Annotated in this window: 21 protein-coding genes and 1 pseudogene; 10 read left to right on the top strand and 12 right to left on the bottom strand. The window is 62.0% G+C overall.

Annotated features, from left to right (window positions below):
- Nucleotides 1–63: 63 nt before the first annotated feature.
- Nucleotides 64–2,001 (top strand): ATP-dependent DNA helicase RecQ, encoded by a 1,938-nt coding sequence (locus tag INT12_RS18680; RefSeq protein WP_193040466.1) that lies wholly within the window; start codon nucleotides 64–66, stop codon nucleotides 1,999–2,001.
- Nucleotides 2,002–2,024: 23 nt separating this feature from the next.
- A complete protein-coding gene (locus INT12_RS18675; protein WP_102617764.1) occupies nucleotides 2,025–2,456 on the top strand; it encodes an acyl-CoA thioesterase in 432 nt (143 codons plus the stop codon).
- A gap of 118 nt (nucleotides 2,457–2,574) precedes the next feature.
- Here the strand turns inward: INT12_RS18675 and INT12_RS18670 are convergent, their stop codons facing one another.
- From INT12_RS18670 to INT12_RS18655, 4 genes are all read right to left on the bottom strand, one after another.
- Nucleotides 2,575–3,051, bottom strand: a complete 477-nt coding sequence (locus tag INT12_RS18670) for a glycine zipper domain-containing protein (protein WP_017848563.1) — start codon at nucleotides 3,049–3,051, stop codon at nucleotides 2,575–2,577.
- Nucleotides 3,052–3,250: 199 nt separating this feature from the next.
- The gene (locus tag INT12_RS18665; RefSeq protein ID WP_193040467.1) at nucleotides 3,251–5,599 is read right to left on the bottom strand and encodes an FdhF/YdeP family oxidoreductase; all 2,349 of its coding nucleotides are present in this window, start codon (nucleotides 5,597–5,599) and stop codon (nucleotides 3,251–3,253) included.
- Complete coding sequence (fdhD, locus tag INT12_RS18660; RefSeq protein WP_193040468.1) at nucleotides 5,596–6,435, bottom strand: formate dehydrogenase accessory sulfurtransferase FdhD; 840 nt, start codon at nucleotides 6,433–6,435, stop codon at nucleotides 5,596–5,598. Before fdhD ends, INT12_RS18665 begins: the two co-directional genes overlap by 4 nt.
- A gap of 97 nt (nucleotides 6,436–6,532) precedes the next feature.
- Nucleotides 6,533–7,420, bottom strand: coding sequence for a LysR family transcriptional regulator (locus INT12_RS18655; RefSeq protein ID WP_193040469.1), 888 nt, complete (start codon nucleotides 7,418–7,420; stop codon nucleotides 6,533–6,535).
- Between the two features lie 131 nt (nucleotides 7,421–7,551).
- Between INT12_RS18655 and lysM the strand changes: the two genes are divergently transcribed.
- A complete protein-coding gene (lysM, locus tag INT12_RS18650; protein ID WP_017848559.1) occupies nucleotides 7,552–7,995 on the top strand; it encodes a peptidoglycan-binding protein LysM in 444 nt (147 codons plus the stop codon).
- 42 nt (nucleotides 7,996–8,037) lie between these two features.
- On the opposite strand, the gene yrfG is transcribed toward lysM, so the two are convergent.
- Nucleotides 8,038–8,700, bottom strand: a complete 663-nt coding sequence (gene yrfG, locus INT12_RS18645) for a GMP/IMP nucleotidase (protein WP_193040470.1) — start codon at nucleotides 8,698–8,700, stop codon at nucleotides 8,038–8,040.
- Between the two features lie 87 nt (nucleotides 8,701–8,787).
- Here yrfG and nudE point away from each other — a divergent pair, with 87 nt between their 5' ends.
- Both nudE and cysQ read left to right on the top strand, forming a co-directional pair.
- Nucleotides 8,788–9,354, top strand: a complete 567-nt coding sequence (gene nudE, locus INT12_RS18640) for an ADP compounds hydrolase NudE (RefSeq protein WP_017848557.1) — start codon at nucleotides 8,788–8,790, stop codon at nucleotides 9,352–9,354.
- Entirely contained in the window at nucleotides 9,351–10,187 is an 837-nt protein-coding gene (gene cysQ, locus INT12_RS18635) for a 3'(2'),5'-bisphosphate nucleotidase CysQ (RefSeq protein WP_017848556.1), read from the top strand. Before nudE ends, cysQ begins: the two co-directional genes overlap by 4 nt.
- 76 nt (nucleotides 10,188–10,263) lie before the next feature.
- Here the strand turns inward: cysQ and INT12_RS18630 are convergent, their stop codons facing one another.
- From INT12_RS18630 to rfbB, 7 genes are read right to left on the bottom strand one after another with little or no spacing between them, the layout of a single operon-like run.
- Nucleotides 10,264–10,722, bottom strand: coding sequence for a YiiD C-terminal domain-containing protein (locus INT12_RS18630; RefSeq protein WP_046488745.1), 459 nt, complete (start codon nucleotides 10,720–10,722; stop codon nucleotides 10,264–10,266).
- A gap of 26 nt (nucleotides 10,723–10,748) precedes the next feature.
- Nucleotides 10,749–12,134 carry a sigma-54-dependent transcriptional regulator gene (locus tag INT12_RS18625; protein ID WP_017848554.1) on the bottom strand — a complete coding sequence of 462 codons (1,386 nt, stop codon included), beginning with the start codon at nucleotides 12,132–12,134 and terminating at the stop codon, nucleotides 10,749–10,751.
- Nucleotides 12,131–13,939, bottom strand: coding sequence for a sensor histidine kinase (locus INT12_RS18620; protein WP_193040471.1), 1,809 nt, complete (start codon nucleotides 13,937–13,939; stop codon nucleotides 12,131–12,133). The genes INT12_RS18625 and INT12_RS18620 overlap by 4 nt, the downstream gene beginning before the upstream one ends.
- A 36-nt stretch (nucleotides 13,940–13,975) precedes the next feature.
- The gene (gene rfbD, locus INT12_RS18615; protein WP_193040472.1) at nucleotides 13,976–14,845 is read right to left on the bottom strand and encodes a dTDP-4-dehydrorhamnose reductase; all 870 of its coding nucleotides are present in this window, start codon (nucleotides 14,843–14,845) and stop codon (nucleotides 13,976–13,978) included.
- Entirely contained in the window at nucleotides 14,842–15,387 is a 546-nt protein-coding gene (rfbC, locus tag INT12_RS18610) for a dTDP-4-dehydrorhamnose 3,5-epimerase (protein ID WP_046385038.1), read from the bottom strand. Before rfbC ends, rfbD begins: the two co-directional genes overlap by 4 nt.
- On the bottom strand, nucleotides 15,384–16,259 hold the full coding sequence (gene rfbA / locus INT12_RS18605; RefSeq protein ID WP_046488739.1) for a glucose-1-phosphate thymidylyltransferase RfbA: 876 nt from the start codon (nucleotides 16,257–16,259) through the stop codon (nucleotides 15,384–15,386). The genes rfbC and rfbA overlap by 4 nt, the downstream gene beginning before the upstream one ends.
- Nucleotides 16,256–17,338, bottom strand: coding sequence for a dTDP-glucose 4,6-dehydratase (rfbB, locus tag INT12_RS18600; RefSeq protein ID WP_017848549.1), 1,083 nt, complete (start codon nucleotides 17,336–17,338; stop codon nucleotides 16,256–16,258). Before rfbB ends, rfbA begins: the two co-directional genes overlap by 4 nt.
- A gap of 152 nt (nucleotides 17,339–17,490) precedes the next feature.
- Between rfbB and INT12_RS18595 the strand changes: the two genes are divergently transcribed.
- The 5 genes and pseudogenes from INT12_RS18595 to INT12_RS18575 form a co-directional block, all read left to right on the top strand.
- Entirely contained in the window at nucleotides 17,491–20,400 is a 2,910-nt protein-coding gene (locus tag INT12_RS18595; RefSeq protein ID WP_193040473.1) for an aminotransferase, read from the top strand.
- 120 nt (nucleotides 20,401–20,520) lie between these two features.
- The gene (gene aguA / locus INT12_RS18590; protein ID WP_169886037.1) at nucleotides 20,521–21,627 is read left to right on the top strand and encodes an agmatine deiminase; all 1,107 of its coding nucleotides are present in this window, start codon (nucleotides 20,521–20,523) and stop codon (nucleotides 21,625–21,627) included.
- 234 nt (nucleotides 21,628–21,861) lie between these two features.
- On the top strand, nucleotides 21,862–22,077 hold the full coding sequence (locus tag INT12_RS18585; protein WP_017848546.1) for a hypothetical protein: 216 nt from the start codon (nucleotides 21,862–21,864) through the stop codon (nucleotides 22,075–22,077).
- A 588-nt stretch (nucleotides 22,078–22,665) separates the two neighbouring features.
- Entirely contained in the window at nucleotides 22,666–23,952 is a 1,287-nt protein-coding gene (locus tag INT12_RS18580) for an OprD family porin (protein ID WP_017848545.1), read from the top strand.
- A 131-nt stretch (nucleotides 23,953–24,083) separates the two neighbouring features.
- Nucleotides 24,084–24,315, top strand: a pseudogene (locus INT12_RS18575) (IS110 family transposase); the annotation flags it as partial.

Raw genomic sequence — 24,315 nt, 5'->3', positions numbered from 1 at the left:
ATTCGCTGAGCGTCCCAGGCTATGTTTTTGAGCCACCTTCAGCGGTCAATGGAGTGACAGCTTATGCACGACACCCTCCAGCAGGTCTTTGGTTATCCACAATTTCGTTTGGGCCAGGAAGCCGCGGTCAGCGCCGTGCTGGCCGGTCGTTCGGCGGCAGCGATTTTTCCGACCGGATCGGGCAAGTCCCTGTGTTACCAGCTGTCGGCGGTGTTGCTACCGCACCTGACGCTGGTGGTGTCGCCGTTGCTGGCGCTGATGCAGGACCAGTTGGGTTTCCTGCAACGCCATGGCATCTCGGCCGGCAGTATCGATTCGGCGCAAAGCCGCGATGAGGCCAATGAGGTGATGGCGCGCGCGCGCTCGGGCGAGTTGAAAATCCTGATGATTTCCGTGGAGCGCTTGAAGAACGAGCGCTTTCGCAACTTCCTGCAGAGCGTGCCCATTTCATTGCTGGTGGTGGATGAGGCGCACTGTATTTCCGAATGGGGCCACAACTTCCGTCCGGATTATTTGAAGCTGCCGGACTACCAGCGTCAGTTCAAGATCCCACAAGCGCTGCTGCTGACGGCTACAGCGACGCCCAAGGTGATTGCCGACATGCAGGCCAAGTTCGCCATTGCACCTGACGACGTGATCACCACAGGCTTCTACCGGCCGAACCTCAACCTATTGGTAGAGCCGGTGAGCGGCGCGGACAAGCGTCGGCGGCTGGTGCAATGGATGAACGAGCGGCCCGGCCAGCCGAGCATCGTCTACGTCACCTTGCAGAAAACCGCCGAGCAGATCGCCGAGCACCTGAATCGCCATGGCATCCAGGCCGAGGCGTATCACGCCGGCTTGCCCCACGATAAACGCGAGGGCATCCAGCAGCGTTTCATGGGTGGGCGCTCCAATTGCATCGTCGCCACCATCGCGTTTGGCATGGGCATCGACAAGAGCGATATCCGCAACGTGGTGCATTTCGACCTGCCCAAATCCATCGAAAACTACAGCCAGGAAATCGGCCGCGCCGGGCGTGATGGGCAACCCTCGGATTGCCTGGTGCTCGCCAACCGCGACAGCCTCAATGTGCTGGAAAACTTCGTGTACGGCGACACGCCCGAGCAGGAGGGCATTCGCCGTGTGCTGGACGAGTTGCAGGCCGCGCGAGGGGACGGGCAGTGGGAGTTTCTGCTGCGCTCGCTGTCGGACCACAGCAACATCCGCGAGCTGCCCCTCAAGACGCTGCTGGTGCAGTTGGAACTCAAAGGCGTGATTGCGCCGCGCTACGCGTTTTACGCCGAATACCGGTTCAAGTACCTGATCGAGCCCGACGCCTTGTTGGCGCGGTTTTCCGGGGAGCGGCAGGCGTTTGTCGCCGCGATCGTCCAAGTGTGCAAACGGGCCAAGACCTGGGCGACGGTGGATTTCGACACGCTTTATCAACAGCACCAGGCCGAGCGCAATCGCGTGGTGAAAGCGCTGGATTACTTCCAGGAGCAGGGCCTGATCGAGCTGGAAAGCAAGCAGATGACGGAGGTCTACAGCCTGCTGAATACCGATTTCGATTCGCAGGTGTTGAGCGCCGAGTTATACACAGGCTTCAAGCAACACGAGGTCACGGAAGTGGCGCGGATTCACGCCATGCTCGACCTGTTCGCCACCGAACACTGCCTGGGCCAGCGCCTGGCCCGCTATTTCGGTGATGAACATGCACCGCTGCGCTGCGGGCATTGTTCGGTGTGCCACGGCCATGTCGCGCATTTGCCGGCGCCGCCGAGCCTGGCGCCGCTTGTGGATAAAAACTTCATGGGGCTGTGCGGTGATTTTATCCACAGGCATCATGAGTACTGCGGCCAACTGCCCGGCGCCGAACGGCTGACGCGGTTCCTGGGCGGTATCAGCGTGCCGCTGTTCACCAAATTGAAGGCACGCGGCATCCCTGGTTTTGCTGCGCTGGAGGACTACCCCTACGCCGAGGTACGCGAGTGGGCCGAAACCCATTTGAATAACCTGTAAACCCACTTTGACGAGACGCGCCGATGCCTGACTCCATGCCCCAACGCGCCGATTACCGGCACTTCCAGCCGATCATTACGCGCTGGCACGACAATGATGTGTATGGCCATGTGAACAACGTGACCTACTACAGCTTCTTCGACACCGCGGTGAATACCTACCTGATCGAACACGGTGGCTTGGATATTCATGACGGCGAGGTGGTGGGGTTTGTGGTGAGTTCGGCGTGTGATTACTTTGCTTCCGTCGCCTTTCCCGAGCGCATCGAAATAGGCCTGCGGGTCGGCAAGTTGGGCAACAGCTCGGTGCAGTATGAGTTGGCGGTGTTCAAGGCAGGCGAGGAGGACGCCTGTGCGGCAGGGCGCTTCGTGCATGTGTTCGTGGATCGGGGAACGAACCAGCCGGTGACGATTCCGGGGATGTTGCGCGAGGCGTTGCAGCGGTTGGTGGCCTGACTGTGGGAGGGGGCTTGCCCCCGATAGCGGTGTATCAGCCAGCACATGGGTGACTGAAACTCGGCTATCGGGAGCAAGCTCCCTCCCACAGTGTTTCTTCAGTGTTCTTTAGATCTGATCAATCACGGTAGTGATGCTTGTTCTTGCGATGGCCATAGGCATGGCCACGGCCAGGGTGACCATCCCGGTAGTAGCGACGGTCGTCACGGCCACGGTAACGACGGTCGTCGTCATCGCTCTTGTTGCCCATGTAGTTGCCCAGCGCGCCGCCCGCGCCGCCGCCAGCGGCTGCGCCGATCAGGCTGCCGGTGGTGCCGCCCATGCTGCGGCCTACCACGTTGCCGCCCGCTGCGCCCAGGGCGCCGCCAATGGCTGCTTCGCCGCGGCTGCGCTTGTCAGCGCCGACCGCACTGCCGCCCGCGCCGCCCAGGGCTGCACCGATGGCTGAACCGGTATTACCGCCGACCTGCTGGCCGACAACCGAACCGAGTACCCCGCCCAATGCGCCGCCTACACCGGCTTCGGTGGTGCCACCGGCCATGGCTGCGCCACTGACCAGGCCAAGGGACAACAAGAGAATCGAGGAGAACTTCATAGAGAGACCTCAAGAGGATGACGGCGCGATCCTGAGGCTGTGTCGACATTGTGACAATAGAAATCCGACCAGTAACACGACTTGTACACAATTCTCTAACTGACTGTTTTAGCTAGGGAACTTAAGTGATTTTGGCGGGTCTTTAGTTACTTCGGAACGGCCGCTTTTATGCAAAAGCGGCCTTTTTTGTGCCCGGGATTTACGCCGAGCGCGCCATGATCAGGCCATTGTCGCTCGCCGCTTCCAGGCGGATAGCCACAAATTTCGACGTCGGCGTATGGCTGCCATCCCCGGTGCTTTCCAAGGGCACCAGCGGGTTCACTTCCGGGTAGTAAGCCGCTGCCTGCCCCGCCGGAATATCGAACGCGAGCAAGGTGAAGCCTTTTACGCGGCGCTCACGGCCGTCTTCCCACAGCGACACGATGTCGGCCTTTTGCCCCGGCTTGAAGCCCAGGCGGATGATGTCGGCTTCGTTGACGAACAACACGTCGCGTTGACCTTTGACCCCGCGATAGCGGTCGTCCAGGCCATAAATGGTGGTGTTGTACTGATCGTGGGAGCGCATCGACTGCATGATCAGGTCCGGCACGTGCCCGGTGGCGTGGGTGCGTTCGTGGATCAGGTCCTTGGGCAGGACGTTCGGGCGGAAGTTGGCGCGGCCCGAAGGCGTGTTCCAGCGACGTGCCCCGGCGGCGTTGCCCAGGTAGAAACCGCCCGGGTTTTTGATCCGCTCGTTGAAGTCCTTGAAGCCTGGGATGGTGTCGGCGATCAGCTCGCGAATACGTCCGTAGTCGGCCACCAGCCAGTTCCAGTCCACCGGTTGGCTGCCCAGGGTGGCGGCGGCGATGCCGGCGAGAATGGCCGGCTCGGATTTCATCCGGCTCGACAGCGGTTGCAGCTGGCCGTTGGAGCCGTGGACCATGCTGAACGAGTCTTCCACCGTCACCGCCTGCGGGCCTTCGGCCTGGATGTCGATGTCGGTGCGGCCCAGGCACGGCAGGATCAGCGCGTCTTTGCCGTGCATCAGGTGGCTGCGGTTGAGCTTGGTGCTGATCTGCACGGTCAGGTCGCAATTGCGCAGGGCTTCGAAGGTGCGCGGGCTGTCCGGGGTGGCTTGGGCGAAGTTGCCGCCCAGGCCGATAAATACTTTGGCGCGGCCTTCCAGCATGGCGTGGATCGCCTCGACCACGTTGTGCCCGTTGGTGCGCGGCACCTGGAACTGGAAGCGCCGCTCCAGGGCGTCGAGGAACGCCACCGGCGGCCGTTCGTTGATGCCCATGGTGCGGTCGCCTTGCACGTTACTGTGGCCGCGCACCGGGCACAGGCCGGCGCCCGGGCGGCCGATATTGCCGCGCAGCAGCATCAGGTTGGCGATTTCCTGGATGGTCGGCACCGAGTGACGATGCTGGGTGATGCCCATCGCCCAACACATGATCACGTTCTTGCCTTTGGCGTACATGCGCGCCGCTTGCTCGATTTCCACCAGGGGCAGGCCGGACTGCGCGACGATTTCTTCCCAGGAGGTGTCATCGATCTGGCCGAGGTAATCGAGCACGTGGGTGGTGTGTTCGTTGAGGAAGTCGTGGTCGAACACCGCTGCCTTGCCTTCGGCCTGGGCCTGGCGCTCCCACAACAGCAGGAACTTGGCCATGCCGCGCAGGATGGCCATGTCGCCCCCCAGCGCCGGGCGGAAGTATGCGGTATTGGTCGGTTTGTCGCCGTTGGTGAGCATTTCCAGCGGGTGTTGCGGGTGCTGGAAGCGTTCCAGGCCGCGCTCTTTCAGCGGGTTGATGCACACCACTTGAGCGCCGCGCTTCACCGCTTCGCGCAGCGGTTCGAGCATGCGCGGGTGGTTGGTGCCGGGGTTCTGGCCCCAGACGAAAATCGCGTCGGCGTGTTCGAAGTCGTCAAAGGTCACGGTGCCTTTGCCGACACCGACACTTTGCGCCAGGGCCACGCCACTGGCTTCGTGGCACATGTTCGAGCAATCCGGGAAGTTGTTGGTGCCGTAGGCGCGCACGAACAACTGGTACAGGTACGCCGCTTCGTTGCTGGCGCGGCCCGAGGTGTAGAACTCGGCCATGTCCGGGCTCGGCAGGGCGTTGAGGTGCTGGCCGATCAGCTCGAACGCCGCCTCCCAACTGATGGGCTGGTAACGGTCGGTCTGTGCGTCGTAGCGCATCGGCTCGGTCAGGCGACCCTGGTATTCCAGCCAATAGTCACTTTGCTCCAGCAACGCGGTGACGCTGTGCTTGGCGAAGAACGCGGCATCGACGCGGCGTTTGGTGGCTTCCCAGTTGACTGCCTTGGCACCGTTTTCGCAGAACTTGACCATGCCGCTTTCCGGCGAGTCGCCCCAGGCGCAGCCCGGGCAGTCGAAGCCGCCGTTCTGGTTGGTCTTGAGCATCATGCGCAGGTTTTTCAGCGCGTTGTCGCTGGTCAGCCATGCCTGCGCCACGCTGATCAGCGCGCCCCAGCCGCCCGCCGCACCCTTGTAAGGCTTGTAGCGCGGGGTTGGGGTTTGGTCGGCTTGGTGGTGATTGCTCATGGCTGTTTCTCCATCGCAGGGCTGTAGACCCGCGGCGCACTTTTCTGCGGCAGGTGGATGAGATTGAGGTTGTGCCGGCGTGCCCATTGCAGGGCCAGGCCGGTGGGCGACGACAGGCTGACCAGGGTCTGGATGCCTGCGCGCAGGACTTTCTGGATCAACTCAAGGCTGCAACGGCTGGTGACAATGGCCAGGCCGCCTTCGCTTGGAATCCGTTGGCGGATCAGCGCGCCGATCAATTTATCGAGGGCGTTGTGTCGGCCGATGTCTTCGCGGCCCAGCAGCAGTTCGCCCTGGTTGTTCATGAACACCGCCGCATGCACCGCGCCGCTGTGCTGGCCCAGAGGCTGGAACGCGCTGATGCGCTGGCGCAGGCCGTCGAGCCACTCGGCCGGCGGCAGGGGCGCGCCGGGCAGTACCTCAAGGTCCGGCAGGGCGTGTTCCAGCGCTTCCACGCCGCACAACCCGCAACCGCTGGTACCGGCCAGTTGGCGGCGCTGCTGCTTGAGGTTCCAGAACGCGCGACTGGAAATCTGCACCTGAGCGTACTGGGCAGAGCCCGTGCCGCTGAGTTTCAGGTCATAAATGTCGCTAACGTCGGCGATAATGCCGCTGCCGATACTGAAGCCTACAATGAAGTCTTCGAGGTCCGTCGGCGTCACCAGCATCACGGCCTGGCTGATGTCGTTATAGGCAATCGCCAACGCCACTTCTTCCGCCAACGCGGTGCTGGCGACTTCCGTGTGTTCGAGCGTGCAAAACTGGTAGCTCTGGCTGGCGGCGGGCGCGGGCGTTTGAGCAGCGGGCGCCGCGCAGACTGGGCGCTTGGCGTTCATGAGGCAGTACCGACGGCGGATGGGTCAGTGTTTAGACTAGGCGCGACAAAGCGTCGCGTCTAATTGCCAGTACTGATCTACCGATAGATGACGTCGATCAAGACTCGGTTTGCGATTTCTGAAACAGCGCGAAACACGCTTCCGCCAACGCAGAGCGCGGGGCGCTGCGGCGCATGATCAGCCCCAGGCGCGCCAGGGTGTGGGCGTCTTCGATCGGTTGCAGGCGCAGATGCTCGGTCAGCGCATCCAGGCCACCGTCCAAGGGCATCACCGCACAGCACAGCCCGCCGTGAACCGCTTGTAACAACTGATGGACCGCGTCGGTCTGCAACAACGGTTGCGGGTGCAGGCCCCGGCTATGGAAGTTGTGATCGATGGACTGACGGAAGTGCATGCCGCTGGTGAGCATGCCCAGCGGCAGTTCGATCAGGGCTTCCCAGCTCAGGGGCTTTTCGCCGAAGCTGAAATAGCGTTGGTCGTACAGCAGGCCCATGCGGGTTTCGCCGAGGGCCAGGGAGTCGAAGCGCTCGTTGTCCAGGCGGTCGAGGTAGGACACGCCGAGGTCCAGGCGATTGCTCGCCAATTGTTCGAGGATCTGTTCAGAGCTGAGGGCCGACAGCTCAAAGCGCAGGCTTGGGTGTTCTGTATGCAGTTGCTGCATCAGCGCCAACGGATCGAAACTCGACAGCGGCACCACGCCCAGGCGCAACGTCCCCACCAGGTTGCCGCGACAGGCTGCGGCTTCGGCCAGCAGGCCGTCATACGCCGCCAGCACCGTGCGCGCCCAGGCCAGCACGCGCTCACCCGGGGCGGTGAAACCTTCGAAGCGCTGGCCACGGTTGACCAGTGGCAGATCGAGTTCTTCTTCGAGGCTGCGCAGGCGCATCGACAGGGTCGGCTGGGTGATATGGCAACGCGCGGCCGCCTGGCCGAAGTGGCGCGTCTCGTCGAGGGCGATGAGGAATCTCAGCTGCTTGATGTCCATCTTCGCTCCAGGGCTTATTCCAATGGCGGGGGGATTCTAGCGTGTTTGGGTCTTTAGGCGGCTGGGAACCCAGATCTGTTGGGCTGGTCTAGTCTTTGGCATCTGGAACTCAAACCCAAGGAGAGAGCAGCATGAGTATTTTGAGCTTTGTTAAGGAAGCCGGCGAAAAGTTGATCGACCTGTTGACGCCGGGTAATGCGAACGCCAGCGAGCAGTTGAAAGAGCATGTGGCCAAGGTCGGTCTGGGTAATCCGAACGTACAGACCACGGTTGACGGCGACAAGGTGACCGTGACCGGCGAAGTTGCCAGCCAGGAAGAGAAAGAGAAGATCCTGCTGGCGCTGGGCAATATTGCCGGGGTCGCGAGTGTGGATGACCAGATCAAGGTCACCGACCCCGCACCGATTGTGGCGGCGCGTTTTGTCGTGGTGAAAAAGGGCGACACCCTCAGCGCGATTTCCCTGGCGGTGTATGGCAACGCCAATCTGTACAACAAGATCTTTGAGGCCAACAAGCCGATGTTGTCGCATCCGGACAAGATCTACCCGGGGCAGACGCTGCGCATTCCCGAGTAGTACACGCGGTAAACCTGTGTGGGGGCTTGCTCCCACATGGGTTCAGAGTCCGACAATGAGATCCCGGTAGTCCTCGACTGCCGCAAACTCCCCGGTGTCCTTTGGCCCTTTTTTGCTGTCCGGCTCTTTCACCGCCAGCAAATGCCCCACGCCGAAGTCCCTGGCGCTGCGCAGGATCGGCAAGGTGTCGTCGATAAACAGGCTGCGCGCCGGGTCGAAGTCGATATCGGCCTGCAGGGCGTCCCAGAACTGTGGGTTTTCCTTGGCGAAACCGTAGTCGTGGGAACTGATCATCCGCTCGAAATACGGCGCCAGCTCGATGCGTTCCATCTTCAATGACAGCGAATCACGGTGCGCGTTGGTGATCAGGATCACGCGCTTGCCGGCCTGTCGGATCGCCGCCAGAAACGTATCGGCATCCGCACGCAGGGCGATCAGGTGGGCGGTTTCCTGCTTGAGTTCGCGCACCGGGATTTTCAGCTCGGCACTCCAGAAATCCAGGCAATACCATTGCAACTGGCCGGCGTTACGCTCGAACAGAGGCTGCAACTCCATCTCGGCCATGGCAAGGCTCACCCCATGCAGCTCGGCGTAGCGTTGGGGCAGGTGTTCCATCCAGAAGTGGTTGTCGTAATGCAGGTCGAGCAGGGTGCCGTCCATGTCCAGCAGGACGGTGTCGATGGCGTGCCAGGGCAAAGAGGGCATGGGGCGTTCTCACGTAAGTAAAGATATCCGACACAGACAATCGGAAAAGCCACGGTATAGTAACCCGATCACCCCAAGGAGCCGCTTATGCGCCAGAAACCCACCGTCCTCTCCCGCGAAATAGTCGCCAGTAGCCGTTTGTTCCGCGTGGAAGCAGTGCAATTGCGCTTTTCCAACGGCGTAGAACGGACCTACGAGCGCCTGGTGGGGCGCGGTGCCGGCTACGGCGCGGTGATGATCGTGGCGATGATCGACGCCGAGCATGCGTTGCTGGTGGAGGAATACTGCGGCGGGACCGACGAATACGAGCTTTCGCTGCCCAAGGGTTTGATCGAGCCGGGCGAGGATGTGCTGGCGGCGGCGGACCGTGAACTCAAGGAAGAGGCCGGCTATGGCGCGCGCCAGTTGGAGCACCTCACCGAGCTTTCGCTGTCGCCTGGCTACATGAGCCAGAAAATCCAGGTGGTACTGGCCACCGATCTGTATGAAGAACGCCTGGAAGGCGATGAACCCGAGCCGATGCGTGTAGACCGGGTCAACCTGCGCGAGCTGGCGCAACTGGCGCAAAACGAGCAGTTCAGCGAAGGCCGCGCCCTGGCCGCGCTGTACCTGGTACGAGACCTGTTGACCCAGCGTGGAGTGTTCAGCGCATGAGCGAATTGTTTCTAGGCCACCCATTCATTGCCCCGGTGATCGAGCTGGCGCGCCAGGCCGGTGAAGTCATCATGCCGTTCTGGCGCGCCAATGTGGCCGTGACGTCCAAGTCCGATAATTCACCCGTGACGGCGGCGGACCTTGCCGCTCATCATCTGATTCTCGCCGGCCTTACCGCGCTGGACCCGAGCATCCCGGTGCTTTCTGAAGAAGACGCCGATATCGACCAGAGCGTGCGTGCCGGCTGGCAGCGCTGGTGGTTGGTGGACCCGTTGGATGGCACCAAGGAATTCATTTCCGGCAGCGATGAGTTCACTGTCAACATCGCGTTGATCGAACAGGGCCGCGTGGTGTTTGGCGTGGTGTCGATGCCCACCAGCGGCCGTTGCTACTTTGGCGGCGCGGGCCTGGGGGCGTGGCGCTCCGATGTGAACGAAGCGCCCAGGCCGATCCAGGTGCGCCTGGCCCCGGCCGCCGGCGAGGCGTTTACCGTGGTTGCCAGCCGCCGACACAGCAGCCCTGAGCAGGAGCGTTTGCTCCAGGGCTTGAGCGAAGGCTTGGGTGAGTTGAAGCTGGCGAATATCGGCAGCTCGTTGAAGTTTTGCCTGTTGGCCGAAGGCAGTGCCGATTGCTACCCGCGCCTGGCGCCGACCTCCCAGTGGGATACCGCCGCAGCCCAGGGCGTGCTCGAAGGTGCGGGCGGCGAAGTGCTGGAGTTGAGCGGCGAGCCGTTCAGCTATCCGGCGCGGGAATCGTTGCTGAACCCGTTCTTCCTGGCGCTGCCGGCCAAAGCCGCGTGGCGCGAACGCCTGCTCACCCTGGCCCGCGCTTAAGGCCTCAGCAGATCAACATGTGGGAGGGGCGGTGCGACGATTCGACTTGCTCCCACTTTGTTTTGTGGCGGGGCGGCTAGCGGTGCAGGACGTACTGGCCGCTGAAAACCACTGCGCGCTCGTCACTGCCGTCATTCACAATCCACGTTTCCAGGGTCAACCGCGCGCGGCCATAGCGCTTGTACGTCGTCACAAAGCGCTTCCACACTTTCTCCTCCGGCGCCTGGCAGATCACGGTCGCGTCTCGTGTGACCGGCAGCGGGTAACTGATCTGCCCTTCCTGGATCACGATATGCCCGTCTTCGAGAATGCCTTCTTCGCGCAACTGCAAGTGCAGCCAACCCCAACCCGCCAAGACCGCGCCGCAATAGAGGCTGCCGCCGAACATGGTGCTCTTGTGGTTGATATTGGCTTGCAGGGGCAAGTGCAGTTGCAATTGGCCGTGTTGCCAGTCGAGCACCTTGAGGCCCATTTCCCGGGTTAGGGGGATGTCGTGGTGGAGGATAGATTCCAGGTAACGGCTGTCGCGGCTCATGGCGGCCTCTTGGTGGGTAGGGTGGGTCATTCGTCGTCGCTGCTGTGGCTGGCGCTGTCGGCAAAGTTGAGGCCGTGCTTGCGCAGTTTGTCATGCAGGGTCTTGCGCGGTACGCCGAGGGCTTCGGCGAGGCTGCGCAGGGAACTGTGGGGGCGGCTCAGTTCGGCGGCGATCAGGCTTTTTTCGAACTGTTCGACTTGTTCGCTCAGGCCGCCGGGGGTGGAGGTCAGCAGGCCGGCGGAGAGATTGTCCGGGGTGTTGTCCAGCGCCAACTCCAGGCCCAGGGCGAAGCGCTCGGCGGCGTTCTGCAATTCCCGCACATTGCCCGGCCAACTGTGGCGCAGCAGCAGCGCGCGCTGGCCCGGCTGCAATTCGTGCAGCGGCAGGCCATGGCGGCTGCTGGCTTCGTCGGCAAAGTGCTGGAACAGCATCAACGCATCTTCACCGCGCTCACGCAGCGGTGGAATCCGCAACGGCGCGACGTTGAGGCGGTAATACAAGTCGGCGCGGAAGCGGCCCTGGTCGGCGGACTGGCGCAGGTCTTCCTTGGTGGCGGCGATGATGCGGATATCCAGCGGGATCAGTTGATTGCCGCCCAGGCGCTCGACCACGCGCTCCTGCAGCAGGCGCAGCAGCTTGACCTGCACGTCCAGGCTCATGCTTTCGATTTCGTCGAGGAACAATGTGCCGCCGTTGGCGAATTCGAATTTGCCGATGCGGCGTTTTTGCGCGCCGGTAAAGGCGCCCGGCTCGTGGCCGAACAGCTCGCTTTCGACCACCGACTCGGCGAGCGCGCCGGCGTTGATCGCCACGAAAGGCCCGCTACGCCGACTCGACAAGTCGTGCAGTGCGCGGGCGACCACCTCTTTGCCGGCGCCGGTTTCGCCGAGGATCAGTACATCGGCCTTGGTTGCCGCCAGCGCGCCGATCTGCTCGCGCAGGCGCAGCATTTGCGGGGAATGCCCGACCAGGCGCGTGCTCAATTGCTGGCGATCGCTGAGGGCCAGGCGCAGGCTGCGGTTATCCAGCACTAGCCGGCGCAGGGCCAGGGCGCGACGCACGCGGTCGAGCAGGGCGTCGCTGGCGAACGGCTTTTCGAGGAAGTCATATGCACCGGCACGCATGGCCTGCACCGCCAGCGGTACATCGCCGTGGCCGGTGATCAGCAGCACCGGCAGCTCCGGGTCCTGGCCGTGCAGCTCGGCCAGCAGCTCCAGGCCGTCCATGCCAGGCATGCGGATATCGCTGACCACCACGCCCGGCCAATCCCGCGACAGCTGTGCGGTGAGGCCGGTGGCTTCGCCCAGGGGCAGGACTTTCAGCCCGGCCAGGTCCAGGGTCTGGCACAGGGCCTGACGCAAGTGTGGATCGTCGTCGATCAACACCACCTGAATCTGGTTATCGATACTCATACACTGCGGTCCTCGGACGGTTGCAGACTGACGCCCGGCGAGCCGGCACGCAATTTCAAGGTTAACAGCGCGCCGCCTTGCTTGTGGTTGGCAAACAGCAGTTCGCCACCAAAGGCACGCATCAAGGTGTCACAGATCGCCAGGCCCAGCCCGAGGCCCTGGGTGCGGGTCTTGGTGGTATAGAACGGCTCGCTGGCGCGTCCCAGGGCTTCCATGCAAAACCCCGGGCCGTTGTCGCGAATGTACAGGTTGACGCCCTGCTCGGTGGTTTCGGCACTCAGCCAGAGTTTGCGCGGCGGGCCTTTTTCGGTGAGGGCGTCGAGGGCATTGGCCAGCAGGTTGCCCAGCACCTGGCGTAGACGGGTTTCACCGGCCTCGACCCACAAGGTCGCCTCGGGCAAATCGCGGATCAGCTCGACTTCCATCGCGCGCCGCCGTTTGGCCAGCAACGCCAGCGCGTCGTCCAGTGCCGGTTGCAGGGCGACGCTTTCCGGCGCATGCCGATCGCGGCGGGCGAACGCGCGCAAGTGGGCGATGATCGAGGCCATGCGGCCGGTCAGTTCGCTGATCAGTTTGAGATTGCTGCGCGCGTCGTCGGTTCGCTCATGGTCGAGCAGGATTTCGGCGTTTTCCGCGTAGCTGCGAATCGCCGCCAGGGGTTGATTGAGCTCGTGGCTGATGCTCGCCGACATGGTGCCCAGCGCCGACAGTTTGCCCGCCTGCACCAGGTCGTCCTGGGCGCGCACCAGTTCCTGCTGCGCATGTTCGCGCTCCAGCACTTCCTGTTTCAGGCGCCGGTTGAGCCCTTCCAGGTCGCTGGTACGCTCGGCCACGCGCATTTCCAGTTCGCGTCGGGCCTTGGCTTCGAAGGCGATGCGGTCCAGGTAGTGCCGACGGCGCTGCATCATCAGGCCCAGCAGCAACATCAGCACCAACAGCGTGGCGCCGCCCACCGCGACCACGGTGCGTACCGGGCGGTTGATCAACGATTGTGGCGCGAGGATCTCCACGTTCCAGCCGGTTTCGGCGATGGCCGTGGATTGGCGCAGCCAGGCCGTCGGGCTCAAGGCCAGCGGTTGCGGATCGCGGGTCGGGTAGGGCTGGATCGCGATGATCGCCTGGTGCTCTTCGTCCGTCAGTGGCCGGGTGGCGCGGAACCGCCATTGCGGGCGCGAGGTCAGGATCACGACGCCGTTGTGGTCGGTGACCAGCAGTTGCTCGGGGGTGTTGCCCCACAGGCTTTCGGTGTGGTCCAGGTCGACCTTGACCACCAGCACACCGATGACTTTCTCGCCGTCGCGCACCGCGGCGGCGAAGAAGTAGCCGCGTTTGGCCGAGGTGGTGCCCAAGCCGAAGAATCGGCCCAGGCGTCCGGCCATGGCTTCGCTGAAATACGGGCGGAACGAGAAATTGCGCCCGACGAAGCTGTCTTGCTTGTCCCAGTTGGACGCCGCGAGGGTCTTGCCGGTGGTGTCCATCAGGTACATCACTTCGACCCCGGCCTGGGCGGCGACGTCCTTGAGCAACAGGTTGGCGTTGGCCAGGTTGGTACTGACCTGCGGTGCCGCCAGCGCGGTGCGCAGGGCTGGCAAGTCGCCGAGGATCTGCGGCAGCACTTCATAGCGGTGCAGGGTGCCCAGCAGGTTGGCGACGTACAGGTCGAGGGTCTGGCGGTTCTGCCCGGCCAGTTCGCTGCGGTAGTAGCGCTCGGCCAGGTGCTCCAGCGGCCACAGCAGCGGCGCCAGGCACAGCGCCAACAGGGCGAGGCTGCGCCAGCGGGGTCTTCGCGGGAGGGGTGGGGTCATGGGAGTCATGCGCCTGAGGGTACAGGCGCATTATGCCTAGTGCTGCTGTGCAAGACACTCGCGCAATGCGTCTTGCCACTGTGGCTGGCTGACCTGCCACTGCTGTTGCAGACGGCTGCAATCGAGGCGCGAGTTCAGTGGGCGCCTGGCCGGCGTCGGGTAGGCGCTGGACGGGATCGCTTCCAGGTCGGCGCAGGGTTTGCCTGTGGCGCGCAGGTGCTCGCCAATCGCCTGGGCGAAGCCGAACCACGACGTTTCGCCTTGGGCGGTCAGGTGATAGACACCCCAGTCGCCCGCTTGCCCGGCCTGCCAGCGCTCGATCAACGCGCGGGTGCTGTTGGCGATGGTGCCGGCCCAGGTCGGCGCGCCGATCTGGTCGGCGACGATCCGCATCTGCGGTTTTTCTTGCAGCAGACGCTGCATGGTCAACAGGAAGTTCTTGCCGTGAAGGGAGTAAACCCAACTGGTGCGCAGGATCAGGTATTCGCCCCCGACTGCCACGATCGCCTGCTCACCGGCGAGCTTGCTCTGGCCGTAGACGCCCAGCGGGTTGGGTGTGTCGGCTTCGGTGTAGGGCGCGGTTTTACTGCCGTCGAACACGTAGTCGGTGGAGTAATGGATCAGCGGCACGCCCAAGGCCTTGGCTTCTTCGGCGAGAACGCCGGGCGCGGTGGCGTTGATCGCGAAGGCCGCGTCCGGCTCGCTTTCGGCCTGATCGACCGCGGTGTGGGCCGCGGCGTTGATGATCAGGTCGGGGCGATGGGCGCGCACTTGCTGGCGGATCTGGTCGACGTGAGCCAGGTCCAGCCTGTCGCGGCCCAGCACGATGAGTTTGCCCAGGCCCAGGAGCCGTTGTTGCAGCTCTTGGGAGAGTTGGCCGTGTTGGCCGGTGATCAGAATCTTCATGGGAACAGGTCGGCTTCCATCAGCAGTTTGCCGGCCTGGTCCTTGGAGGACAGTTGCGGCGGTTCGGTCAGTTCCCAGTCGATGGCCAGCGTAGGGTCATTCCAGAGGATGCTACGCTCGGCGCTCGGTTGGTAGTAGTCGGTGGTCTTGTAGAGGAATTCTGCGTAGTCGCTCAACACCACGAAACCATGGGCGAAGCCTTCCGGCACCCACAGTTGGCGGTTGTTCTGTGCCGACAGGCGCACGCCGACCCATTGACCGAAGTTCGGCGAGCTGCGACGAATGTCGACGGCTACGTCGAGTACTTCGCCGGCAATGACACGCACCAGTTTGCCCTGGGTATGTTCAAGCTGATAGTGCAGACCCCGCAGCACGCCTTTTTGCGAGCGTGAGTGGTTGTCCTGCACGAAGTCGCGCTGCAGCCCGGTGGCCGCTTCAAAGGCACGGGCATTGAAGCTTTCGTAGAAAAAACCGCGCTCATCACCAAACACTTTCGGTTCGAGTATCAGTACGCCGGGCAGTGAGGTTTGCACTACATTCACGGGTGTTCTCCGGCCAGCGAGTACAGGTATTGGCCATAACCGGTCTTGCCGAAGTACTTGGCGCGTTCCAGCAGATGGTCACGATCGATCCAGCCATTTTCGTAGGCGATTTCTTCGAGGCAGGCGACTTTCAGCCCTTGGCGGTGCTCGATGGTCTGCACATAGGTCGAGGCTTCGAGCAGGCTGTCGTGGGTGCCGGTGTCGAGCCAGGCAAAGCCACGCCCAAAACGCTCCACATGCAAGTCGCCGCGCTTGAGGTAAGCGTTGTTCACGTCGGTGATCTCCAGTTCGCCACGGGGCGAGGGCTTGACCGCCTTGGCGATCTTGATCACATCGTTATCGTAGAAATACAGGCCGGTGACGGCATAGGGCGACTTGGGCTTGGCTGGTTTTTCTTCGATGGACAGGGCGCGGCCTTCCTTGTCGAAGTCAATCACCCCAAAACGCTCCGGGTCCTTGACCCAGTAGCCGAATACTGTTGCCCCGGACGGGCGTTCGGCCGCGGTGCGCAGTTGATCACCGAAGTGTTGGCCATGGAAAATATTGTCGCCCAGGATCAGGCACACCGGATCGTCGCCGATGAATGCTTCGCCAATGATGAAGGCTTGAGCCAAACCGTCCGGCGACGGCTGCTCCGCATAGCTGAAACGCACGCCGAACTGGCTGCCATCCCCCAGCAGATTGCGGTATTGCGGCAAGTCCACCGGCGTGGAGATCACCAGGATGTCCTTGATTCCCGCGAGCATCAGCACCGAGATCGGGTAGTAGATCATCGGCTTGTCATACACCGGCAACAGTTGCTTGGACACGCCCAGGGTGATGGGGTGCAAACGGGTGCCGGAGCCGCCGGCCAATACGATTCCCTTTGTCATGCAAGCAGATCCTTCATGTCGGTATTGCCCAATCGTTCGCCCTGATAACTGCCGTCCTGGACCCTGCGGCACCATTCCAGGTTATCGAGGTACCACTGCACGGTTTTGCGCAGCCCGGTTTCAAAGGTTTCTTGCGGCACCCAGCCCAACTCGCGTTCGATCTTGCTGGCGTCGATGGCGTAGCGCTGGTCGTGGCCGGGGCGGTCCTTGACGAAGGTGATCAGGTCGGCAAAGTGCGCGACACCGGCCGGGTGTTGCGGTGCCAGCTCTTCCAGCAGGGCGCAGATGCTGCGTACCACGTCGATATTCTTCTGCTCGTTGTGGCCGCCGATGTTGTAGGTCTCGCCGACCACGCCTTCGGTCACCACCTTGAGCAACGCACGGGCGTGGTCTTCGACGAACAGCCAGTCGCGGACCTGCAAGCCGTCGCCATAGACTGGCAACGGCTTGCCAGCGAGGGCGTTGAGGATCACCAGGGGGATCAGCTTCTCGGGGAAATGAAACGGCCCGTAGTTGTTCGAGCAGTTGGTCAGCAATACCGGCAGGCCATACGTGCGCTGCCAGGCGCGAACCAGGTGGTCGGACGCGGCCTTGCTGGCCGAGTAGGGCGAGCTGGGGGCGTAGGGCGTGGTTTCAGTGAACAGATCGTCCACGCCGTGCAGGTCGCCGTACACCTCGTCGGTGGAGATGTGGTGGAAGCGGAACGCGCTCCTGGCCGGCTCTGCGAGCGTTTGCCAATACGCGCGGGCGGCTTCCAGCAGGCTGTAGGTGCCGACAATGTTGGTCTGGATAAAATCCGACGGGCCGTCGATGGAACGGTCGACATGGGACTCGGCCGCCAGGTGCATGATCGCCTGGGGCTCGAAGCGCGCGAGCACGGCGCTGACGGTGGCCTGGTCGACGATATCGGCCTGGACGAACTCATAGCGGCTGTTGGACGCGATGCTGGTCAGCGACTCCAGGTTGCCGGCGTAGGTCAGTTTGTCCAGGTTGAGCACTTCGTGCTCGGTGTGTTGAATCAGGTGGCGGATCAGGGCAGAGCCGATGAAACCGGCACCTCCGGTGATGAGAATACGCATGTCGGGGGGCCTTTTCCTTAGACGGACATTTAGCGAATGGGGCATAGCTTGAGTTGTGACGCGGATCTGTGCAAGCGCGGTACGTTGGGGGGTTGCTTAACCCCCATCAACAATGGCGATATAGGCGCCTGATAAAAACAGAGGTCCTCATCATGTTGCTTGCCACGTTGATCCATCGCACCAGCCTGCCTTGCCCGCAAGTGGGGCCCGATCAGGCTGCACACTTGCTTGAGCGGCATTATGGCCTTGGCGGCACATTGCAATCACTTGGCAGCCAACAAGACCTCAACTACAGCGTCGACACCAACCATGGCCGCTTTGTTCTGAAAATCTGCCTGGGCGACTACGCCGCCGTCGAATTGCACGCCCAGCATGCCGCGCTCCACGCCTTGCAGGCGCAGGACGGGTTGCGCGTCCCCCGAGTCATCAAGGCCCTGACCGGTGAGGACCTGCTGACCGTGACCGTCGATGGGCAAACCCTGCACCTGCGGCTGTTGGATTACATCGACGGCCAGCCCTTGACCCACCTGCCTCACGTGGGCCGCGAGGTCATCGCAGGCTTCGGTGACTTGTGCGGGCGGATGAGCCAGGCGCTGGCCGATTTTGCGCATCCGGGCCTGGAGCGGACCCTGCAATGGGACCCGCGCCACGCGCAGGAACTGATCAGCCACCTGCTGGCGACCCTGCCAGACCTGCCCCACCGCGCGGCATTGGAGCAAGTCGCCGAGCAGGTCGGTGAGCGCATTCGGCCCCTGGCGGATCACTTGCCGTGGCAAGCGGTACACATGGACATTACCGATGACAATGTGGTCTGGCAGCGCGATGCCCTGCGTCATTGGCAGATCCAGGGGGTGATCGATTTCGGCGATCTGGTACACACCTGGCGCATCGCCGACCTGTCGGTGACCTGCGCCGCCTTGCTGCACCATGCCCAGGGCGATCCCTTTGCCATTTTACCGGCAATCCAGGCCTGTCACGCCGTTACGCCGTTGCAGCGCGAAGAACTGCAGGCGCTATGGCCGCTGATCGTCGCCCGTGCGGCGGTGCTGGTGCTCAGCAGCGAACAGCAGCAACGCTTGGACCCCGATAACGACTACCTGTTGAAAAACGCCGAGCATGAGTGGGAAATTTTCCAGGTTGCAACGTCAGTGCCGTTTGAATTGATGGAGGCGGCGATCCTGCTCTGTGTCGGGCAGACGCTGCCACCGATCGCCAGCGAGGGGTTCGCGCCGCTCTTGCCGGGGCTGGTGGGACGCGAGTTCGCGCTGATCGACCTGGGAGTGCTCAGCCCACATTTCGAAGCGGGTAATTGGGAGCAGCCGGGGATTGACCGGCGCTTACTGGACGAGGCTGCGGCGGTTCACGGGTTGGCCGCCAGTCGCTACGGCCAATACCGTTTGTCGCGCACCTGCCCGGACAGCGCCACGGAGCCGCAGACGTTCCCGCTGCATGTCGAGTTGCACCTGCCCCACGGTACAGCGGTGGAGGCGCCCTTCGCTGGGGTGCTGCGTGTCGGTGCCGATGGCTTGCTGTGCGTGCAGGATGGTCCGTTGAGCCTGCGCTTGTGGGGCGTAAGCACCTCATTGAGCGCGGGAGCGGCGGTGGTGGAAGGGCAAATACTGGGCGAGGTCCATGCCCCCCTGACCGTGCAATGGTGCCGCGCTGACGTTGAGCCACCGCTGTTCTGCACGCCGAGCCGGGCGTCGGCGTGGCAAGCGCTATGCCCGTCACCCTCGGTGCTGCTGGGGCTGGCCTGCGATGCCGAACCCGAGCTCGACCCCCAAGCCCTGCTGGCGCGACGCGACGCCAGCTTCGCGCGCTCGCAGAAGCACTATTACGTCGATCCGCCGCGCATTGAACGAGGCTGGCGCAACCATCTGATCGACATGCAGGGCCGTTCCTATCTGGACATGCTCAACAACGTCGCCGTGCTCGGCCATGGTCACCCCCGCATGGCAGCGGTGGCAGCGCGGCAGTGGTCGCTGCTCAACACCAACTCGCGCTTTCACTATGCGGCGATTGCCGAATTCTCCGAGCGCTTGCTGGCGCTGGCGCCGGACGGCATGGACCGGGTCTTCCTGGTCAATAGCGGCACCGAGGCCAATGACCTGGCCATCCGCCTGGCCTGGGCCTACAGCGGTGGGCGCGACATGCTCAGTGTGCTGGAGGCCTACCACGGTTGGTCGGTGGCGGCGGATGCGGTGTCCACGTCGATTGCCGATAACCCCAAGGCCCTGAGCAGTCGTCCGGACTGGGTTCACCCGGTGACCGCGCCCAATACCTATCGCGGCGAGTTCCGCGGGCAGGACAGCGCGCCGGATTACGTGCGAAGTGTGGAACACAACCTGGCGAAAATCGCCGCTAGCCAGCGCCAACTGGCCGGCTTCATCTGTGAGCCGGTGTATGGCAATGCCGGGGGCATCTCCCTGCCGCCGGGCTATTTGCAGCAGGTGTATGCGTTGGTGCGCGCCCAAGGTGGCGTGTGCATCGCCGATGAGGTTCAGGTGGGTTATGGCCGCATGGGGCATTTCTTCTGGGGCTTTGAAGAGCAGGGCGTGGTGCCCGATATCATTACCATGGCCAAGGGCATGGGCAACGGTCAGCCGTTGGGGGCAGTGATCACCCGTCGCGAGATTGCCGAGGCGCTGGAGGCCGAGGGGTATTTCTTCTCGTCTTCGGGGGGCAGCCCGGTCAGTTGCCGGATCGGCATGGCGGTGCTGGATGTGATGGAGGAAGAAAAGCTCTGGGAAAACGCCCAAGTGGTCGGCGCGCATTTCAAGGCGCGGCTGGAAGCCCTGATCGATCGTCACCCGTTGGTCGGCGCGGTTCATGGGTCCGGCTTCTATCTGGGCCTGGAGCTGGTGCGCGACCGGCATACCCTGGAACCCGCCACCGAAGAGACCACACTGCTGTGCGACCGCTTGCGTGAGCTGGGGATTTTCATGCAGCCGACCGGTGATTACCTGAATATTCTCAAGATCAAGCCGCCGATGGTCACCTCCAGACGCAGTGTGGATTTCTTTGTCGACATGCTGTCGAAGGTGCTGGATGAACAGCTATAAATAATCGATTGTTATCGGTTAAATGCTGTCATATTTATCGGCTATATTGTTTTGATGCTTTTAAGGCCGATTTTTATCGGTTATAAAGTCGGCCTTCACCCTTTCGGAGCCCTGATCGCCATGACCACCCTGCACAGCACACCTCGCGCCGATGGCTTTCATATGCCTGCCGAATGGGCGCCACAGACCCAGGCCTGGATGATCTGGCCCGAGCGCCCGGACAACTGGCGCCTGGGTGGCAAGCCGGCGCAGGCCGCGCACGTGGCGGTGGCCAAGGCTATCGCGCGTTTCGAGCCGGTCACCGTGGCGGTTTCCGCCGGCCAGTACGAAAACGCCCGTGCCCGCCTCGACGTGCCCAATATCCGCGTGGTGGAAATGTCCAGCGACGACGCCTGGGTGCGCGACACCGGCCCGACTTTCGTGATCGACAACCGTGGCGAAGTGCGCGGCGTAAACTGGGATTTCAACGCCTGGGGCGGTTTTGACGGCGGTCTGTATGCGCCGTGGAACCGTGACGCGCAGGTCGGCGGCAAGATCCTCGAGATCGAGCGTGCGCCGCGCTACCGCACCGAAGGGTTTGTGCTGGAAGGCGGCTCGATTCATGTCGACGGCGAAGGCACCCTGATCACCACCGAAGAATGCCTGCTCAACCGCAATCGCAACCCGCATCTCGACCGTGCAGCCATCGAGGCGGTGCTGAGCGCCAACCTGGCTGTGGATAAGATCATCTGGTTGCCAGACGGCCTGTTCAACGACGAAACCGACGGCCATGTGGATAACTTCTGCTGCTATGTACGCCCGGGCGAAGTGCTGCTGGCCTGGACCGACGACCCGCAAGACCCGAACTACTCACGCTGCCATGCCGCCATGGACGTGCTGCAAAGCAGCACCGATGCCCGGGGCCGCTCGTTCACAGTGCATAAAATGCCGATTCCGGGGCCGCTTTATGCCACCGAAGCAGAGTGCGCGGGTGTGGACCCGATGGACGGCAGCCAGGAGCGCAACCCTTCCGTGCGTCTGGCCGGTTCCTACGTCAACTTCCTGATCGTCAACGGCGGCATCATCGCGCCGAGCTTCGACGACCCGCTGGACAACCAGGCCCGTGAAATCCTGCAGAACCTGTTCCCGCAGCACGACGTGGTGATGGTGCCGGGCCGCGAACTGTTACTGGGTGGGGGCAATATCCATTGCCTGACCCAACAACAGCCTGCCCCGCAGAAAAATTGAGTGCGGTTGTAACAACGTCGGAGCGACGACCGAGCGCCACTCGGTTCTAGCGTTCACAGCAAGCCCGCGGCCCCGTAAGGCCGTGGGCTTTTTTGTGTCCAACTGCCTATAAATACTGCACATTGGCATAGCTCTTGTATTGGTATTATCACAGTGGCCCACGGTGATGACTGCGCAGTTCTGTCATAAACCTTGAGTAAGTTAGCCGCTCATGCAGTAGGAGAGAGCGCTGAAATGAATGTCGATATCAACTTGATGCACACGCGCACGTTCCACCCCGTGCGAGTCAACAGTGACGAAATCCATGCGCTGGCGCTCTGGTTGAAGGCACATGGCTCACGGCAGGTCAGGCAGCCGCCTGATTTATTCAGTGTGATGAGTGAGCGCTACCCGGCAGGCTTGTTCAGCGACGAAGAAATGCACGCATTGTGCGAATTGATGAATAACTGAGAACTCGCCGATCAACCATCGGCGAGGGAACATGTTCGCTATTGCGGTGTGCCCTTCACTGAATAAGTGATTGAGCTATACCTGTCGCGAGCAGGCTCTCATTTAAAGTCGGTTCAGTCTCAGAAACGGCAGGTTCCCCTCACCATGATGTGACGACAGATCTTCGGGCTGAATCTGCGTCACATGGTTCGCTTAAGCGCATAAGACCTTACTTGAGAATAATGACAATTATTTGCATTTGGGCGCATGCCTGTTCCCACGCGTTCGACTTATAAAATATGTTAGTGAGTCCGTATTTTTTCTGTATGGATAAGACTTCCAGGCGATGGCCAAAGCGCTGTAGGCCGTGGCTTAGAATTTTTTTGCCTAAATACAGACGATTCGCGAAATTGACACATAGTTCAACGCGAGACTAGCATTGCGTCCAACGCCTGTGGCTAACAGCCATGACTTAACCAATAAGAAAAGGCCCGCGGCAGTTCAGTCGTCCGCGGGCTTTGTTTTTTTTCGGAAAAAGTCGACACCAAAACAGCAATATGGAGCCTGGTGTCATAGCGCGTACTCAACCAGTAATAAGGAATATAAGAAATGTTGAAACAACGGATGAGTCTGATCGCTCTGGGGATTTTGAGCGCATCGACAGCCATGGCAAACGACCAGGAGCAATCCAAGGGTTTCGTTGAAGACAGCCACCTGAACATCGCCGCACGTAACGCTTACATCAGCCGTGACTACAAGAACGGCAAGCAAGACAAGGCCGAATGGGGCCAAGGCTTCATAGGCAAGTTCGAGTCCGGTTTCACCCAAGGCACCGTCGGTGTCGGTGTGGACGTGATTGGCCAGTACGCCATTCGTCTGGACGGCGGTAAAGGCCGCAGCGGCGCGGGCGGTATCGACTTCTTCAAGCAAGGCGACAGCGGCTCGGCTGCCAACGACCTGGCCAAAGGCGGCGCGGCGGTGAAGTTCCGCCTGTCCAACACTGTGCTCAAGTACGGCGACCAGTTCCCGAACGTGCCCGTGCTGGCTTACGACAACTCTCGTCTGTTGTCGGAAACCTACACCGGTACCTCGATCGTTTCCAAAGAGATCGAAGGTCTGCAACTGGACGCGGGTCACTTCACCAAGGAAGCGCGTAAGAGCGCTGAAGGTACCGACAGCGGCCGTCTGAAAAGCATCGATTATATCGGTGGTAGCTACAAATTCACCGAAAGCCTGTCGGCAGCGCTGTACGCCTCCGACATGCAGGACGTGCTGAAGAAGCAGTACGTCAACGTCAACTACGTACTGGCCCTGCCGGAAAAGCAGTCGCTGACGTTTGACTTCAACGGCTACAAGACCAAGCTGGATCGCAGCTTCGCCCTGGAAAACCAAGGTGATGCAGACGCGCGCGACAACAAAATCTGGAGCCTGGGCGCCACGTGGGCTGTTGGTCCGCACAGCTTCACCGTCGCTCACCAGCGCAGCACCGGCGACACCGGCTACCTGTACGGCGGCTACCGCAACGATGGCGGCATCGGCGACGGCGGCAACACCATCCTGCTGGCCAACTCCTACTGGTCCGACTTCAACGGCAAGGACGAGCGTTCGTGGCAAGCGGCCTACGGCATCGACTTCGCTACCTTCGGTGTACCTGGCTTGACCTACAACGTGGCTTACGTGCGCGGTACCAACATCGACGACGGCAGTGGCCGTGGCGATGGCACCGAGCGTGAAATCTTTAACCAGTTCAAGTACATCGTCCAGAGCGGCCCAGCCAAAGACCTGAGCCTGCGTGCTCGTGCCTCGTGGTTGCGCGTTTCCAACAACGCTGACAAGTACAACGTAGGCGGTAACGAATTCCGCCTGTTCGCCGACTACCCGATCAACGTTTTCTAATTGATCCGGCGTCGCGCCTGATTGCAGGCGATAAAAAACCCCGACTGGTTCGGGGTTAATGAGATGGTCACCCCCAACACCCTGTGAGGGCTACGCTTTCACGGGGTGTTTTGTTTTCGGAGGCCATCATCATGAGCGAGTCAGCACTGATCGGTATCGATCTCGGCAAACATACTTTCCACCTGCACGGCCAGGATAAGTCGGGCCGCGAGGTGTTTCGCAAAAAATGCTCACGGGCGCAGATGATGCAGTTTTTCGGCAATGTGCCGAGCTGTGTCGTGGTGATGGAGGCCTGTGCAGGGTCGCATTTTGTCGCTCGCCAACTGATGGCGATGGGACACACGGCCAAGCTGATTTCCCCGC

The organism is Pseudomonas sp. K8, from assembly GCF_014889455.1.
Lineage (GTDB): Bacteria > Pseudomonadota > Gammaproteobacteria > Pseudomonadales > Pseudomonadaceae > Aquipseudomonas > Aquipseudomonas veronii.
The sequence above is the reverse complement of the archived record's forward strand: the minus strand, read 5'-3'. Positions and strand labels throughout refer to the sequence as shown.